At 48.1% G+C, this 15,769-nt stretch carries 13 protein-coding genes; 5 read left to right on the plus strand and 8 right to left on the minus strand.

What is annotated here, in order from left to right; all coding sequences use genetic code 11:
• Positions 1–79 precede the first annotated feature (79 nt).
• From ruvB to coaE, 3 genes are read left to right on the plus strand one after another with little or no spacing between them, the layout of a single operon-like run.
• Entirely contained in the window at positions 80–1,102 is a 1,023-nt protein-coding gene (gene ruvB, locus IMZ16_RS04820) for a Holliday junction branch migration DNA helicase RuvB (RefSeq protein ID WP_193440708.1), read from the plus strand.
• A 44-nt stretch (positions 1,103–1,146) separates the two neighbouring features.
• A complete protein-coding gene (locus IMZ16_RS04825) occupies positions 1,147–2,013 on the plus strand; it encodes an MBL fold metallo-hydrolase (RefSeq protein ID WP_193440709.1) in 867 nt (288 codons plus the stop codon).
• A 41-nt stretch (positions 2,014–2,054) separates the two neighbouring features.
• Positions 2,055–2,684, plus strand: coding sequence for a dephospho-CoA kinase (gene coaE, locus IMZ16_RS04830; RefSeq protein ID WP_193440710.1), 630 nt, complete (start codon positions 2,055–2,057; stop codon positions 2,682–2,684).
• Positions 2,685–2,746: 62 nt separating this feature from the next.
• On the opposite strand, the gene IMZ16_RS04835 is transcribed toward coaE, so the two are convergent.
• From IMZ16_RS04835 to IMZ16_RS04850, 4 genes are all read right to left on the minus strand, one after another.
• The gene (locus tag IMZ16_RS04835; protein WP_193440711.1) at positions 2,747–5,671 is read right to left on the minus strand and encodes a reprolysin-like metallopeptidase; all 2,925 of its coding nucleotides are present in this window, start codon (positions 5,669–5,671) and stop codon (positions 2,747–2,749) included.
• Between the two features lie 126 nt (positions 5,672–5,797).
• A complete protein-coding gene (locus tag IMZ16_RS04840; RefSeq protein ID WP_193440712.1) occupies positions 5,798–6,445 on the minus strand; it encodes a DUF6048 family protein in 648 nt (215 codons plus the stop codon).
• A complete protein-coding gene (locus IMZ16_RS04845; protein ID WP_193440713.1) occupies positions 6,411–6,854 on the minus strand; it encodes a hypothetical protein in 444 nt (147 codons plus the stop codon). Before IMZ16_RS04845 ends, IMZ16_RS04840 begins: the two co-directional genes overlap by 35 nt.
• Positions 6,855–7,275: 421 nt before the next feature.
• On the minus strand, positions 7,276–7,971 hold the full coding sequence (locus IMZ16_RS04850) for a hypothetical protein (RefSeq protein WP_227411570.1): 696 nt from the start codon (positions 7,969–7,971) through the stop codon (positions 7,276–7,278).
• A gap of 1,248 nt (positions 7,972–9,219) precedes the next feature.
• Here IMZ16_RS04850 and IMZ16_RS04855 point away from each other — a divergent pair.
• Positions 9,220–9,759 carry a ClbS/DfsB family four-helix bundle protein gene (locus IMZ16_RS04855; RefSeq protein ID WP_193440714.1) on the plus strand — a complete coding sequence of 180 codons (540 nt, stop codon included), beginning with the start codon at positions 9,220–9,222 and terminating at the stop codon, positions 9,757–9,759.
• 89 nt (positions 9,760–9,848) lie between these two features.
• On the opposite strand, the gene IMZ16_RS04860 is transcribed toward IMZ16_RS04855, so the two are convergent.
• Both IMZ16_RS04860 and IMZ16_RS04865 read right to left on the minus strand, forming a co-directional pair.
• Complete coding sequence (locus tag IMZ16_RS04860; RefSeq protein WP_193440715.1) at positions 9,849–11,018, minus strand: site-specific integrase; 1,170 nt, start codon at positions 11,016–11,018, stop codon at positions 9,849–9,851.
• A gap of 5 nt (positions 11,019–11,023) precedes the next feature.
• Positions 11,024–12,253 carry a site-specific integrase gene (locus tag IMZ16_RS04865; RefSeq protein ID WP_193440716.1) on the minus strand — a complete coding sequence of 410 codons (1,230 nt, stop codon included), beginning with the start codon at positions 12,251–12,253 and terminating at the stop codon, positions 11,024–11,026.
• A gap of 14 nt (positions 12,254–12,267) precedes the next feature.
• On the opposite strand from IMZ16_RS04865, the gene IMZ16_RS04870 reads away from it, so the two are divergent.
• Positions 12,268–12,546 carry a hypothetical protein gene (locus IMZ16_RS04870; RefSeq protein ID WP_193440717.1) on the plus strand — a complete coding sequence of 93 codons (279 nt, stop codon included), beginning with the start codon at positions 12,268–12,270 and terminating at the stop codon, positions 12,544–12,546.
• A gap of 206 nt (positions 12,547–12,752) precedes the next feature.
• Here the strand turns inward: IMZ16_RS04870 and rlmD are convergent, their stop codons facing one another.
• Both rlmD and IMZ16_RS04880 read right to left on the minus strand, forming a co-directional pair.
• Positions 12,753–14,162, minus strand: coding sequence for a 23S rRNA (uracil(1939)-C(5))-methyltransferase RlmD (gene rlmD / locus IMZ16_RS04875; RefSeq protein ID WP_193440800.1), 1,410 nt, complete (start codon positions 14,160–14,162; stop codon positions 12,753–12,755).
• A 53-nt stretch (positions 14,163–14,215) separates the two neighbouring features.
• Entirely contained in the window at positions 14,216–15,715 is a 1,500-nt protein-coding gene (locus tag IMZ16_RS04880) for a TlpA family protein disulfide reductase (protein WP_193440718.1), read from the minus strand.
• Positions 15,716–15,769: the final 54 nt, after the last annotated feature.

A 15,769-nucleotide genomic window follows, 5' to 3' on the forward strand; every position in this document is an offset into this window, starting at 1 on the left:
ACAGTGTAGCAATTCTTGTGCTAACAACAGTAACGAAGTCTCAAACCGCTAAAACATTTATCTTTGCTTAAACTTCCCGATGCCTGATTTCCTTCATCCTGATAAAGAAAATTTTTCCGATGATGAGCTGCAGCTCGAGGCGCAGATTCGCCCGCAGAGCTTTGATGATTTTGCAGGGCAGCGCAAGACGCTGGATAATCTTGAAGTCTTCGTGGCTGCCGCGAAGCGCCGCGGCCAGCCTCTGGATCATACCCTGCTGCACGGGCCGCCGGGCCTGGGGAAGACGACGCTGGCGCACATCATCGCCAATGAGCTGGGCGTAGGGTTTAAGATGACTTCGGGGCCTGTGCTGGACAAGCCAGGTAATCTGGCAGGCCTTCTCACCAATCTGGAGGAGAATGATGTGCTCTTCATCGATGAAATTCACCGCCTCTCGCCCGTGGTGGAGGAATACCTGTACTCCGCGATGGAGGATTTTAAAATCGACATCCTGCTGGAGACCGGCCCAAACGCGCGCAGCGTACAGATCGGGCTGAATCCCTTTACCCTCGTGGGCGCTACCACCCGTAGCGGAATGCTCACCAAACCTCTGCTGGCGCGGTTCGGCATCCAGAGCCGGCTGGAGTATTACAGCATCGAACTCCTCTCCACCATAATCCAGCGGAGCGCAAGAGTGATGGAAATCCCCATCCAGGAAAATGCCGCCATAGAGATTGCAAGACGGAGCCGCGGGACGCCGAGAATTGCCAACGCCCTGCTGCGCAGGGTGCGGGATTTTGCAGAGATAAAGGGTAACGGGAATGTGGAAATTAATATCACCCGATTTGCCCTGGATTCGCTGAATGTAGATGAGTTTGGGCTGGATGAGATGGACAATAAAATCCTGCACACGATGATCGAGAATTTCCGCGGGAAACCGGTGGGCATCTCTGCACTAGCGACCTCCCTCGGCGAGAATTCGGAAACGCTGGAGGAGGTCTATGAGCCCTACCTCATACAGCAGGGCTTCATTATCCGCACCCCCCGAGGGCGGGAAGTAACCGAGAAAGCCTACAGACACCTCGGCCTCAGTAGAAACGGAAACTTAGGAGAACTTTTTTGAATGTTCCAAGAGGGAAAGTTTTTTAACTTTAAAAAAAATTTAAAATGAAACTTTACACTGTACAGTGCGGGAAATTTAAGCTGGACGGCGGCGCTATGTTCGGCGTGGTGCCCAAAAGTCTTTGGCAAAAAACCAACCCTGCCGATGAGCGGAACCTCATCGATCTGGGCTGCCGCTCGCTGCTGATAGAAGATGGTGAGAAACTCATCCTGGTGGATACCGGGCTGGGAGACAAGCAGGATGAGAAGTTCTTCGGGCACTACGCACTCTGGGGCGGGGAAAATGTGGATAATGAGCTTGCCAGATACGGCTTCCACCGGGATGATATTACGGATGTTTTCCTTACGCATCTCCATTTCGACCACTGCGGCGGCGCGATAGAATGGGATGAGGACAAATCCGCCTACCGCCCGGCATTTAAAAATGCGAAATTCTGGAGCAATGAGGCGCACTGGCAGTGGGCAACGAAGCCAAACCCGCGGGAGAGGGCAAGTTTTTTGCCGGAAAACATCCTGCCGATGCAGGAAAGCGGACAGCTGAATTTCGTTCCGCTCCCGAAAGACGGGAATAAAGTTTCTGCGTCGGAATTGAAAATGGACATCCTTTTTGTAGACGGGCATACCGAGAAGCAGATGCTGCCGATGGTACATTATCAGGGGAAAACAGTCATCTACACGGCAGATCTCATCCCCACAGCCGGGCATATCCCGCTGGTGTACATCCCCGGCTACGACACGCGCCCGCTGCTCACAATGGATGAGAAAGATGAGTTCCTGAAAATGTGTGCGCAAAATAATTACCTTCTTTTCTTCGAACACGATGCGCATAATGAACTCGCCACTGTAAAAATGACGGAAAAGGGCGTGCGGCTGGACGAGGTTTTTTCCTTCTCAGAAGTTTTCGGTGGGTGATTGCTTTAATTTTTTTAACTTTGATTTTTCAAATTTAGCAAATGGAAAACAGCGAAGGGCGATCGGCAAAGCCGGAGCCCGAACCCAAGATCATCGGACTGACGGGCGGTATCGGGTCCGGAAAAACTACTGCCGCCACTATCATCGAGCGTTCGGGCTTCCCGGTTTATTACTCTGACGGGCGTGCGAAAAGCATCGTAAATGATGATGCCGTGCTGAGAGAAAAAATCATCTCGCTGCTGGGTGCAGAAGCCTACGACGAGAGCGGACTTTACAACAGAAAATTCGTTTCTGCCCAGGTATTTGAGAGGCCTGATTTGCTTGAAAATCTCAACAGCCTGATACACCCTGCAGTTCGGCAGGATTTTGAGAAGTGGCTTTCGGCGCAATCTTCGAGGTTTGTTTTTAAGGAAACCGCTCTTTTGTTTGAGCTTGGCCTAGATGAAAATTGTTTCAAAAGCCTGCTGATAACCGCGGACGACAGACTGCGCATAAAGCGCGTGATGGACCGAGACGGGAAAACCTACCGCGAGGTGGAGGCCGTGATGGAAAACCAGATGCCGGAGAAGGAGAAAATCAAGAAGGCGGATTTTATCATTTACAACAATGATACCCAGGAAGCCCTGGAAGAGGAAGTTTCTAAATTTTTAACCGAGCTGGAGGATTTTTAAAAATTAAAAATAAAAAAATGGCTGCCCCGAAAGGACAGCCATTTGTATTAAAACATCCTCAATTACTTTCTGATGAATTTCGCGGTGGATTTCTTATCCCCGTCTTCCACAGAAATTAAGTAAGTACCTTTCGGCAGGGCGGAAACATCCGCTTTACCGGCAGAAAGCACTCCTCTGGAAACCAGCGTACCATTCATACCGAAGATGCTGTAGCGGGCATTGACAGGTACGCCGCTCAGCGCAATCTGGCTTTCCGCGGGGTTAGGATATACTTTTATTACAGTACCCGCGTCCGCTTCGCCTGTGGCAAGCCCCTGAGCAATATAGATGCTGTAATCCTCCACCTGGCCATATGAGTGGGATCCGCAAGGCTGGAAGGTGGAATTTATACTGGAATCCTGCAGGCGGATGCGCATACCAGTTTTAGTGCCTTTTGCCATTGTGGAGGGTATGGTAATCTCGCCGGTCCACGGAGATTTTCCTTTCGGGGTAAGCAATAGCATTTCATTTTCTTCAAACACTTTATTATTATTGGTATCTATCCAAACTGCGACCTGATCCATAATGCTGGATTTTGCGCTCGTCACCGTGAGTGTATATGTGCCCCCGGCTGCTACATTTGCTACTACCGATGCAAAGTTTTCGTAGCCTGCGGTGGAGGTAGAGCTGTTATCTATATCTGCAAATTTAACATTGCTGATTCTCTCGTAGCTTGCGTTGTTTGCCGATGCCTCGCAGTACTGCTGCTCCACGGTAGTAAAGCTGTAGACCTCGCAGGCGGTATTGGCTCCGAAATCATTTTTCGGCACTACTTTCCAGTAGTATTTGGTAGAAGGCTTCAGATCTTTTTTTGATAAAGAAAGTGCCGCTGTGCTGGCGAGCAGTGTGGTAGGATTTTCTTTGGTATCGAGGTAAACATCGTAAGAATCCGCCATCTCTCCTCCCTGCGCAGCCGTCCAGCTGAGTTTTACCTCGCGGTAGTTCACATTATCAGCATTGTTAGCAGGGCCTGTGAGCGTTACGCAGTTTGGCGCGGAAGTCGGGAATTTTTTTGCTTCCAGTTCCTTCACGGCATAGAACACATTCCCGATAGCAGATATTCTTACTTTTATCCTCTTGCCTTCCTGCAGAAATCTCAGGTCAAAATTCTCCTTTCCGTCATTCGGAGTAGAGTCGGCAAGTACCACCCAGGTTTTGCCGTTATCTTCAGTATAGTCTATCCTTACATTCTGAACATTGTAAGGTGCAGCGGCTGTATTGGCGACATCCCACTCTATTGGTGCTGACGCTATGTCGTTATAAACTCTTTTGGTTGTCACCAGGAAAGGCCCGTCCTTGCCCACAACTACCTTCTGCGTTGCATACTGCGTCTGGCGAATGTTCTTTGCGGGATCGTTTTCCCTCACGAGGGCGGCGAAGTTCATCTCGCGTGCCACAGTGGATACTGCCTCCCAGGTGCGTTTGCTGTTGTCCAGCACGCCGTTCATTACGGATTCAAATTTAGGGAAGTATCGCACCGGCGAGGGATCAGGATTGTAGACGCGGAAGTTTGGACCACTGGAAAGCTTACCTATGTTGGTGCTGGTAGTGGCCGTCTTAGCGTTGTCTACCTGCTCCCAGCTGTAGAGTAGGGGGTCGCCCTCCGCATCGGATGCTTCTGCAGTAAGGAAGAAAGCCGTACCTTTCGGGATGTTGATATCCGCCATTGCTTTTACTACAGGCGGCTGGTTGTCAAGCGGGGTTTCCACATCGCAGCTTTTTGCAATAAGGTTATCCTGCATCTGGCGGATGCTGAGCGTGTGAAAGTACGGATCCGAGTGTTCTTGGACATTCTGCGAGGTAATCCCTGCATAGCCCATAATGGTACTTCCGGAACCGGGCTCGGCATTTACCCCGGCGCTTTCCAGCCTGTGGCTGAAGGTATGGTTAGCACCCAGCTGGTGGCCTATCTCGTGTGCAACATAGTCTATATCGAAACTATCACCATAAGGTTTCTTGTCTGCCGGTGATGTATATGCAGAGCCCTTTCTTCTAGGATTGTTCGGGGTTGGAGATTCGCAGATACACCCGATACAGCCAGCATTACCGCCGCCGCCATCGTGGCCGAAGAGGTGGCCAATATCGTAATTCTCCTCACCTACCACATTGGTAAGCGTCTTCTGGAGCTCCGTGGTCCAAGAATCCGGCGCACCTCCGGCTACAGAGGAATAAGGATCCGTGGCAGGATCGGTATAAATCAGCTGCGGATAATCCTGAAGATTAAGGTGCAGCGCCATCTCCCTTTCGTACACGCCGTTTACGCGGGTTAGCGTCGCATTTACCTGCGCCAGCGCTGCCTCCACGCTGCCGAACAATTGCGTATACTCGCCGGTGGTAGAGATTACAAGCCTCAGCGTGCGGTACTTTCTGTCTGAAGATTTGCTGAAATCGGTAGGGTCGTTACCCAAAACATTACCACCGGCCTTCAGGTTTTCCATCTGTTTCTGGCTTGCCGTAGATTCCTCTGTGTTGCATACGAAAGCACTTCCTTTCGTAAAGTTGGTTTTGGCAAATACTCCGTATACGGATTTATCCGCATTCTGCGGCTCTACGAACTGGTATTTTCCATCTTTCACTATCATCGCCTGGAAATCGTTCGGCGCTACGGAAAACCTCACATATTTCTTCGGATCATCCACACCTACGCCTACATACGAGCCAAGCTGATAGCGCTTTGCCAGAGACTCCGCCACTACTGGGAAGCTGTATACCCGGAAGCGCTCCACCCTGCCCTCCAGCGTGGGGATGGACACCTCCACTGCCTTCGCATTTCTCCCCTGCGGCTCGGCAGTGGCTAGCTGTGCGCGTATTTTGCCTATATCCAGGCTGTAGAAACTTTTTGCCCCGGTAGCCCTGCGGCTCTCACCGGTAGGCACCGCCGGCGACCACTGCGCAAACGCTGTGGCAGCTGCAGTGAACGCCAGGACTCCTGTAAATATTTTCTTCATAAATTTAAATTTTAGTTCTCAAATGTAAATAAAATTTCAATACAATATTAAAAAATTGTTAAATTTTTCAATCATAAACAAACGGTGATTCAGCAACATCCCGGAAGGATACGCGCTGCCCCTGATTTAAAATTTATAAGACAAATTCCAGGAGAACCCAAAATTAAACCGGCCAGAAGATTTGCCGAAGCCTGGTACTATCATCGGTTTGATATTCTCCTGCTTTACGCTGTAGACCAAATATTTTGGCTGCGCACGCAAATCAATATAAAATGGCGATTTAAACGGCTGCACCCTCCCCCCTACATTGGCCTCCACCCAGTAGGAGGATTGCGCAGCCTCGGGCATTTCCAGAAAATACTCCTGCCCCTGGAAGCCCCGCACGGGGATTTTGAAGAAATGCTGCCGGTAGAAGGATGCCGCCAGATTTGCCCCTGCAAAGAAGCCGTTCAGGTCATTTTCGCTGTCCTTCGCCAGCATATAGAAGGCACCCAGCTTTACGAATGGCCCCATAGCCTCGGCGTCGTAGCCGTTTTTACTGTAAATATTCTTTTCGTGGCCGGCTTCCCCATTGGCGTGGATGTCGCCCGAAACTTTCGCAGAGACATATCCCTGGAAAATCTTGCGATCGGAGAACAGCGAGATGCCCGCATTCGCTACATCTAAACCTGCCATTAGGCGAAAAGCCTCTGCCTTCTTCCGCTCAGCATTTTGCGGAAATGCCGCTGCAGAAACCAGGCTAAAAAGTAATATATAGGTGCGTGCGTATCTCATCGGTTATTTCATTTTGCGCTGGCTCAGCCGCTCTTGCTCCCGCAGCAGGATGCAGCTGGTACCGAACATCCCGGTAGAGCTTGCGGATACCGCAGGCTGGCGACACATACTCTGCCTGCTCAGCGTACTGCAGCTGCAGGCGCGCGGGCATTTCCGCTTTTCTCCTGCGTATCTCCAGCAGCGTACTCCCGGAGCCATCGATACGGAGAGGCACGAGCACAGAATCCACCCTTGCCGCCTGTACTACCGCCTGGGTACCGCCGCCATAGTCTGCGGAGATGTAGAGGGAATCCAGAGTGGCAAGCCTACCTGCGGAGTCTTTAAATTTCATTTTAAGGCGAGGCGTGCCCTCGCTGTGCAGGCAGATATCATCATCACCGGCGCAGGATGCCGCAAATATGCCCAGCATTAATACAAATAACATCCCCAATTTTTTCATTTTCCAAAGATAATGATTGACAGCTGATTGTTGATACGCCCCAACCAACACGCTGAATGCCCTGCGGAAACCTGCCTTTTTCCGCTTGTTTTTAAGCCTCTGGAAACGCCGATGAATAAAGGGCCACAAAAACCTTGCTGATTTTTTGGTTTCGGACTATCTAGCTGAGAAGTAAGAGGTTACCTTTTGGAGAAGTGTGGATAGGTAACGATTTAGAAATGAGCGGAGTGCTTTGAAGTACATCGTTTTGGATAGCCAAAGAACGCTCACTATTATCACTTGCAAAGGTAGTGATTCGTGGGAGAAAGTGAGCGTTCTTACGTGATTTTCTTCTTAAAAGTTTAGTCTGAGTCCAAACATTACAATGAAAGGGGAAGGAGATGTCTTATCTCTACAGTCGTTGCGAGCGATTACGATTGACAAGCTGTTTCCATTTCTGTTCGCACCAATCTGGAACAGATAGTCCATTGATGGTAAGAATAGGCTGACGCTTCTCGTTGGTTATAATGCGTAGCTCCGCATTTTCTTCCGTGAAGTTTCGTTTGTACACTCCCGAATATGCCGTAGCTGTACCACGGACTATCTCTTGATCTTTGTGCATCTTGACCACCGTATCATCATCAAAGCCCATTTTGCGGAGCATCAGACGGATATTGAGTAAGAGGTAGAAGCTGTGAAAGAAGCGTTTGATAAAACTCCGCTCCTCCTCGTACACCTTGATTTCTCGGTGTTGTTCAGAGATAGTCTTGTCCTTATCTCTAATGGTGTCCTGAAGGAGTATGACCTCCTTGCGGATTTCGGCTTTCTCCTTTTCCGAAAGATGTCGTTGCCGTTTGACTTCTTGCTCCAACTCTTCGATGCGCTGTTCCGCCTTGTCAAGCTCGGAGTTGCCAAATAGCGAGTAGAGCGTACCCTTTACTCGGAGCTTGCCCGCCTGCTTTTCCAACTCTCTGACCTTTTGAATTAGTTCTTCCTCCTCAAGTTGTTTCTGCTTGGTCTCTTTGAGGAGCTCTTTGTAATACTCCATATTAGTACGGTGCTTGGCTTCAGATCCTTGTACCCCTCTACTCAGCCCAAATGGTCGCATTTGCTATGCGATGTGCAATAGCTTCTGTACGGTTGGTGACATTTGCGGGGAATTGCACCAAGTCTCGATTGAGGTGCGTGCGAGAGGCATCGACATTGTTCGGCACGAATGTTCGCTCGATGTGGGCACTCATTGCCGAGTCGTTGCCCCGAGCCTTGTCTATGTGTAATACTGCGTAGCCCATAAGTTGAATATAGCTTTAGGGGGTATCCAAAGGGGCTGTTTCCCCTTGGCTCAGGAGGGCTTTTTTAGCGGTAACGAAGTGGAGCGTGAAGAAAATGCCCTAATGAGCTATGGCATTTCTCCAAATGCCCGCTCCGCCCTGTCCCGCAGCCTGCCCTTGAAGTGCTTGCATTCTCTGAATGCACTGAGTCTTTGTTTCTAAGTTTGCCCCTGCAAACTTGCAACTCCAAGGGGGTGCCATAACTCTTGAAACAAAGGCTCCCATCTATACGCTTTACAGCTCTAGTCTCTTAGAAGACCCGATGGTTCCGTTGTTGAAATTTCGCTCTTTTGCGTTATCGTCTAAGCCCCCTTTTGAGCAAAAGCCTCTTCTTCCGCTGAACCTTATTATCGAACAGCAATACTGCCCGATTTTTCAATTTCGGTCAATCTACAGTTTCGTCTTTGGATTTGGATTGTTCGTATTCCTTGTTCACGTGTTCTTCGTATTCTTTGTTTGCTGTCTCATTGTATGTTCTGTTCTCTCTATTTTCTCTTTTTGGAGTTTTCCCCTTTTTATCTTACTACCTTTCTACACTAGGATAAGTGATTGACAGTGAAAGAGAAAAGTGTAACACTTTGTCGGGGTTTATCCTACTACACCATCTGTCTACACCACTTATTCTCTATCAAGCTGTAGAAGCGTAGAAGGATTGTAGTAACATCTGTCGTAAGATGAATGTCTTCTGCAATCCTTTCTCTTTCACTGTATTATCCTTAGTTGTAGTAACGTAGTAAGGAGAATAGGAAAGAAAAGAGAAAGGGGTATTACAAAGGGCGTGCAACAACAGAGTGCTATGGTGGTTGCTCGGGGTAAAATCTTTCCTGTATAGCGGTAGTCGGATAAAGCTAGTGGGCAGAGCAGGTCTAGAAAGGTCGTTTTGGAAAGACTGAAAAATGAGACGTCATATTCCGCCAAATATGTCGTCATATTTCACTCGATATGTCGTCATATTTTGTACCTTTACTCGTAAGAACTAAAAAACATACCAACCGACAATCGAATAACAACTAAAATAAGAAGATATGGCACGAGCAACAACAAAAGTTGATTTACTTGCATCCGCCAATGGGCAATTCGAGAAAATGTGGAAACTCATTGATAATATGAGCGAGGAACAACAGGTGAGAACATTTGCGGAGGAAATGGCATCGGCTGATAAAGAAGCACATTGGAGTCGGGATAAAAACCTGCGTGATGTTCTTGTTCATCTATATGAATGGCATCAGTTATTGCTAAATTGGATAAAAGCTAACAGCAACGATGAACGTAAGCCATTTTTACCTGAACCGTATAATTGGAAAACCTATCCGACAATGAATGTTGAGTTCTGGAAGAAGCACCAAAATACGCCATTGGAGGAAGCCAAAGCAAAGTTAAGAGAGAGCCACAAAGATGTAATGGCACTGATAGATCAATTCTCCAACGATGAACTCTTTGCCAAAGGAACACTAGCTTGGACAGGAACTTCCCCACTCGGATCTTACTGCGTTTCGGCAACTGCCAGCCATTACGACTGGGCGATGAAGAAAATAAAATTGCATATCAAAACATCTAAGGGATAATGCAAAAGAAATCATAATAGATACTTGCTATTAAAAGAGCTTGTTCCAGTTAATGGAGCAAGCTCTTTTTATGCTTAGGTTATCTGCTCTCATTGTTGCATCAGCCTCTCCATATCCCTTGCAATCTTTTGGTCGGTGACTTGAGCATAGATTTGCGTGCTGGCAATAGACGAATGCCCCATCATCTTAGCGATACTCTCGATAGGCACACCAGCCTCTAGCGTTAGCGTGCCGAACGTGTGTCTTGCACAGTGCCAAGTCAACGGAGTGCGGATGCCACAAGCCAACCCCACGGCTTTGAGATGACGGAGTAGCTTCCAGTCGCTCATTGTATCGGGAAATATCTTGTAGTCTCCTCTGCTCTGCTCCTTCGTGTAAAGGGCGAGTATCTGCTCCGCTATCGGGTGTAGTGGGATTAAGCTCTCGACTTCTGTCTTTTGGCGTGCTTTGCGAATATACCGCTTCCCCTCGCTGTTCGTCTCGATTTGCGAAGCTCGTAGCCCCTGCAAGTCAACAAAAGCCAAGCCTGTAAAGACGGAGAAAAGGAACATTCTTCGGCTTAGTTCTGCCCCTTTATCCTGCAACGGGAATGCCAAGAGCTTTGACACATCGCCCTTACTCAGAAAACGAGGTTTGCGCTCTACGACTTCATACTTCACCTCTTCAAACGGATTGATGCGTATTGTTCCCTGACTGACGGCTCGATACATCAATCGACTCAACCAACAGAGATGGCCATTTATCGTTGCGGGCGCATAGCCCTCCATCTTCAGATAGCAGCGATAATCCTCAAAGAACTCAATCGTAAGAGCCGACAAGGGGACATCCAGCTCCCTGCGACTGCGCACAAAAGAGTTAAGCAGCCTATCGGCATACCGATTGTTTCTATACGTACCCGCACTACTGCATTCTCGTTGGGCTTTGAGTTCTTCCGCACTAAGAGCAAGCAGGGTCGTTGGAGTTTTCCCGACACCCTGCAAGTAGTTCTTCAGCAACTCGGCACTCACTGCTCCATATTTGTAGAGCAAGGTGTTATAGCCTTGTTCTACATTCTCCCGAAAGGTTTGCAGGCGTTGGTTGGTCTTCTTCTCCTTTGTCGCCCTTCGCTTCACGCTCCAATCCTTTGGGGCAATGCTTTCGCCTGTGGTTATCACCGCGCTCGCTCCGTCTATGGTAATACGGCAAAGGATTGCCGTTGTGCCGTCTGCTTTGGTCTTGCTCTTATTGATATAGAATAGTATTCTGAATGTACTACGCATAGCTCTTACAAGGTTAAGGTTAAGTCTTCAGTGAAAGAGAGAAATTGCTCAAACTCATCGAAAAGCTTCTTCGGAGTCACATGAGCATATCGCTCGGTCGTTTGGATATTGCTATGCCCCAACATGCGGCTCACCGTTTCAATCGGCACGCCCCGCTCCAAAGTTATCAACGTGGCAAAGGTGTGGCGACCAACGTGTGCCGAAAGGGAAATAGAGATACCTGCTCGAAGTTGTAGAGCTTTGAGTTGGGAGAGGTAAACCGAATAGGGAATAGGAGCAAAGAGCGTAGTTCGTTCTCCCGATTGATGTCGCTCCATCAGACGGACCGCTTCAGATAAGAGTTTCACACGACAAAGCGTATTGGTCTTCTGTCTGCGAAACTTAAGCCATAATGCCCCCTCATCATCCGTAAAGAGATGCTCCCGACTAAGGGCAACCATATCGCAGTAGGCAACACCCGTATAGCAAGCGAAGAGAAAGAGGTCACGAGCAGTCTCCAACTTCACTTCATACGGCTCAAAGGTCAGGCTCTGCAACTTATTCAATGATGCCCTGTCCAATGCACGAGGTCGCTTGTTCTCTCCTCGTTCGATCGTTACGTGAGCAAACAGTTGTCGCGTTATCAACCCTTCACGATATGCCAAACGACAGATCTTCTTCACCGCTAATGCCATCTTACGATAATGACCTTGCGAATGCCCCAACTTGCCGACAGAGTAGCGTTGTAGGCAATCCAAGAAGTCTTCTTCTACCAGTCCGAAAGCAATATCTGAAGTGTGAAACTTCTCCTCAATAAAGGCTCTCAGATGCTTTCGAATAGTAAAGTAACTATTCAGAGCTGTTGCCTTTATCTCGATACCCACCTTTTGCTTCATCTCTTCGAGCATTTGATCATATCGTTCCAAGAGGGTGATTTGGCTTTGCATACTACCTTGCAGCAGCTCCTTAATGTCAGTCGCTGTAAAGACAATCCCTCGCTCACAAAGGGTTTGATAAGCCGACTGCGCCGAGAGAAGCAAGCGCTCCAACTTGCCATTCGTTGCCACAGCTTCACGGCTCTTGCCGTTCAGCCTGCTCTCACGAGCATTCCACAAGTTGGGGGCGCACGACAGCTTACAGCTGAACTGAGCTATCGTTCGCCCGTAGGTTATCCGCCCCATAATCGGAGCTTGCCCCGACCTGTCCAATCCGCTCTTTTTTAGGTAGAGCAACACCTTCATTTTGTCTGTTTGCATACGCTTCTGTTTTTATGGGCAAAGTTACCCGTTACCGAAGCGTTCTCAGCTATGCAAAGCATTGTATATCAGAGCAACAGCACCCGAATCGCAGAGAGTTCACTTACCGAATACTCTTCCGTCAGTTACCTGCTCCTACCTCTTCGTTACCATCCGGAGAATGGGCTAACGATTTGGTAACGGAACTTCTGCACAAATCCACGCTTTCTGCACTTTACCTCATAGCGCAAACCACTGAGATATCGTGCGAACCGCTCTCATTTCCATTTACTTACCCGCAATCCTCTCCCTAATGCCCTTCCCCCTAATAGTTCCTGCGCAGGTTTTGCTGAAAACCTAAGCACCTTTTTACAAAAACCTGCGCAGGTTTTTGTAAAAACACCCGTGTCTTTTAATAAAAACTCTTATGTGTTTTTTGGTAGGCGCTATTTGTTTTGTTTAAATGTTATCAGATTCTCTGCGCAAATAAATGATAACCCACCACATTTTATGAATTTCATCAACTTCTCCTGATGAGCAAAGCGATGTTTTCGATGTGGTGCGTTTGTGGAAACATATCGACTGGCAGAATCTTCGTGAGCGTGTACGCCTCCTTCAGCAGCGCTATGTCCCTTGCCTGTGTGGCGCTGTTGCAGCTTACATACACTATTTTCTCCGGGCGCAGCTTCAGGATTTGCTCTACCACCTTTTGGTGCATACCATCCCTCGGCGGATCGGTGATGAGCACATCGGCTTTCGGATGCGCCGCCAGAAATTCCTCTGTGAAGACTTCCTTCATATCACCGCAGTAGAAGGTGCAGTTTTCCAGGCCGTTCAGCTTGGCGTGGTCTTTCGCAGCGGCTATGGCTTCTGGCACGGCTTCTATGCCGATGACCTGTCCTGCCTTCCGTGCCAAATATTGGGCGATGGTGCCGGTGCCGGTGTACAGATCGTAAACCGTTTCGCCGCCTTGTAAATCAGCAAGTTCCAGCGTTTTGCGATAGAGTTCCAAAGCCTGGTGATAATTCGTCTGAAAGAATGATTTTGGGCCGATGCGGAATTTCAGGCCGTCCATTTCTTCGGTTAAAAAGCCTTCGCCGAAATAGGTTTGGAAATCCAGATCGTAGATGCTATCATTAGTCTTTGGGTTGATGGCGTACAGCAGCGTTTTAATCTGCGGAAATTTCCCGAGTAGGAAGTCAAACAGCGCCTGGCTGTTTTCTTTCTCTTCGCGGAAAAGCTGAAACGCCACCATCCATTCCCCTTTGGAATTTTGGCGAAGCATCAATGAGCGCAGAAAGCCGCCGTGATTTTTCACATCGAAAAATTCCAGGCCGTTCTTCGTGGCGAAATCTCTCACCGCCAAGCGTATTTCGTTGGATGGCGCTTCCTGAAGCCAGCATTCTTTCAAGTCCAGAATCTTGCTCCACATTCCAGGTATGTGGAAGCCCAGCGCATTTCTCTCGGCTATTTCTTCCTGAGAATTTATTTCCTTCGGCGAAAGCCAGCGTGCATTGGAAAAGGAAAATTCCATCTTGTTTCGGTAGAAATATTGCCTTTCCGAACCAAGAATCGGCAGCGTTTCAAAATCCGACAGCCCGCCAATTCTGCGAAGATTGTTTTCTACTTCATTCTTCTTGAATTCTAGCTGCTTTTCGTAGCTCAGGTTTTGCCATTTGCAGCCGCCGCAAACTCCGAAGTGTATGCATTTCGGCTCCACTCTGCCCGGCGATTTTTCCAGGATTTCCACTGCATCGCCTTCTATGTACCGGGATTTGTTTTTGCGCACCAGCACATTCACAAGATCGCCAGGTACAGCGCCGCTTACCAGCACGGTTTTCCCCTCGTCGGTTTTCCCGACAGCCACACCTTTTGCGCCGGCATTTTCTAGCCGGATGTTTTCCAGAATGTAGTGCTTTTTTCTCGCCATATTTGTCGCCAAAAAAGCGGACAAATCTGCCCGCTTGATTTTTTTTGGTTTAATCATTTCGTTGCCGCGGAATCAATCGCTTCTCCACCCACTTTAATTTGCACCGGATATTCGGCTTGAATTTGCGGTGCCTTCAGCCCTGTGGCATTATCCAGGGCGTTTACCAAATCGGAATCGCCAAGGTTGTAAAACCGCCGGCTTGCCAGTTTACCATCCTTATCCACCAAAATAAAATGCGGCAGCGTGAAGCCGAAAATTGCAAAATCCCTTGCAGCCTTGCTGTTGATGCCGCCTTCAATCCAGTAGTTTTTCCCAGGGAAGCCGCTGAACATTGCGCTGCTCGTCTTTTGGAACTGCTCTTTCGTATCATCCAGATTTACGAACGCAAAATCCATTTTCGATTTGTAGAAATCTGCCACTTCTTTCAGCATTGGCACGGTGTTCATTGCGATGTTTGGATTCCAGGATGTATAGAAAGTTACGAGTGTAGGCCTGCCTTTCAAATCTTTCAGGCTGATGGATTTCCCGTCCGTTGTTTGCAGTTTTAGGTTGGGTTCTGTTCCTTTTTGAAATCCTAAAACAGCGACATGCAATTTTTTCAGGTCAGATTTTACTTCGCCGTTTTTGATGTACTCATCGGTAATTTTAGTGATTTTGTCAAAGTTTTTGGCATTCATTGGGTTGATGTCAAACTGCGCCAAAACCGTTGCTATCATATAATCCTTCGTGATTTGCGAAAAATCTTTTTTGGTTTCCAGATATTTCCCGAAAAGCTCCGTCATCATCATATCATCCGTAGGATTTTGCTTTTGCGCAAATGCGTCGAAATCTTCACCGATGCTTTCCAGCAGGAAAGACCGATATTGCGGGAATTGCTTTACTAGCCGGTCATTTTCCTTCGTCATTTCCTTTTTATAATCCAGCAGTGCCTGTGACGGTTTGTAGGCCACATTGCCAGAAATTCGCCCGTGCACCTTGCCGTAAATTTCCACGATGCTGGCAAGCTGAATTTTTGTTTCGTCCTTTTTATAATTTACTACTTCTTTGTCGGCATTTATTTTCTTTGCCTCGTCGTCAATCGCCTTATTCAGCTGTGTTTCAAGTTTCTTCACGGATTCCAGGAAGGCTTTCTCATCTTTCGTAAGCCACTCATTTTGGTTGATGCCGCTCATTATTTCTTGAAACTTTTTCTCCGTATTTGCTAGGAAATCGTTGTTCGCCTTGGCATCACCACTGATTTTAAACTTGCCCTCAAAATCGTTGGCATCGGAAGTAATCTGCAGATTCTGCCCTTTTTTCAGGTAAAAGGTCGTCATTTGTCCGGCACAGGTCATCACATAGACGCCGTTTTTCGGCGCTACAAACTCGCCGGAAAATTCGCCCTTCGGGCTCACCGGTATGTTGATGAGCGGCAAAGCTGTAACGCCGGAAGCCTCGATGAATTCAATCCTTTCCAGCGGAGAAGCATTAGCGATTTTACCTGAAACCTCCGTTTTTTTCGAGCAGGAAACGATGGTCATCGCCAGCAAGAGAAACCACAAAACTTTTTTCATTGCGCAATAAATTTCGATTTGCAAAAGTAAGAAAAGCGAATGAAAGGACGATTT

The sequence above is a fragment of the Cruoricaptor ignavus genome (assembly GCF_014961145.1).
Classification (GTDB): domain Bacteria; phylum Bacteroidota; class Bacteroidia; order Flavobacteriales; family Weeksellaceae; genus Cruoricaptor; species Cruoricaptor ignavus.

Bases quoted from the DNA above. Each gene is read 5' to 3' on its own strand.
- IMZ16_RS04835 (WP_193440711.1), bottom strand. From the start codon at position 5,671: ATGAAGAAAATATTTACAGGAGTCCTGGCGTTCACTGCAGCTGCCACA.
- IMZ16_RS04860 (WP_193440715.1), bottom strand. From the start codon at position 11,018: ATGCGTAGTACATTCAGAATACTATTCTATATCAATAAGAGCAAGACC.
- IMZ16_RS04865 (WP_193440716.1), bottom strand. From the start codon at position 12,253: ATGCAAACAGACAAAATGAAGGTGTTGCTCTACCTAAAAAAGAGCGGA.
- IMZ16_RS04840 (WP_193440712.1), bottom strand. From the start codon at position 6,445: ATGAGATACGCACGCACCTATATATTACTTTTTAGCCTGGTTTCTGCA.
- IMZ16_RS04880 (WP_193440718.1), bottom strand. From the start codon at position 15,715: ATGAAAAAAGTTTTGTGGTTTCTCTTGCTGGCGATGACCATCGTTTCC.
- IMZ16_RS04855 (WP_193440714.1), top strand. From the start codon at position 9,220: ATGGCACGAGCAACAACAAAAGTTGATTTACTTGCATCCGCCAATGGG.
- IMZ16_RS04870 (WP_193440717.1), top strand. From the start codon at position 12,268: ATGGGCAAAGTTACCCGTTACCGAAGCGTTCTCAGCTATGCAAAGCAT.
- IMZ16_RS04825 (WP_193440709.1), top strand. From the start codon at position 1,147: ATGAAACTTTACACTGTACAGTGCGGGAAATTTAAGCTGGACGGCGGC.
- IMZ16_RS04850 (WP_227411570.1), bottom strand. From the start codon at position 7,971: ATGCGACCATTTGGGCTGAGTAGAGGGGTACAAGGATCTGAAGCCAAG.
- rlmD (WP_193440800.1), bottom strand. From the start codon at position 14,162: ATGGCGAGAAAAAAGCACTACATTCTGGAAAACATCCGGCTAGAAAAT.
- coaE (WP_193440710.1), top strand. From the start codon at position 2,055: ATGGAAAACAGCGAAGGGCGATCGGCAAAGCCGGAGCCCGAACCCAAG.
- ruvB (WP_193440708.1), top strand. From the start codon at position 80: ATGCCTGATTTCCTTCATCCTGATAAAGAAAATTTTTCCGATGATGAG.
- IMZ16_RS04845 (WP_193440713.1), bottom strand. From the start codon at position 6,854: ATGCTGGGCATATTTGCGGCATCCTGCGCCGGTGATGATGATATCTGC.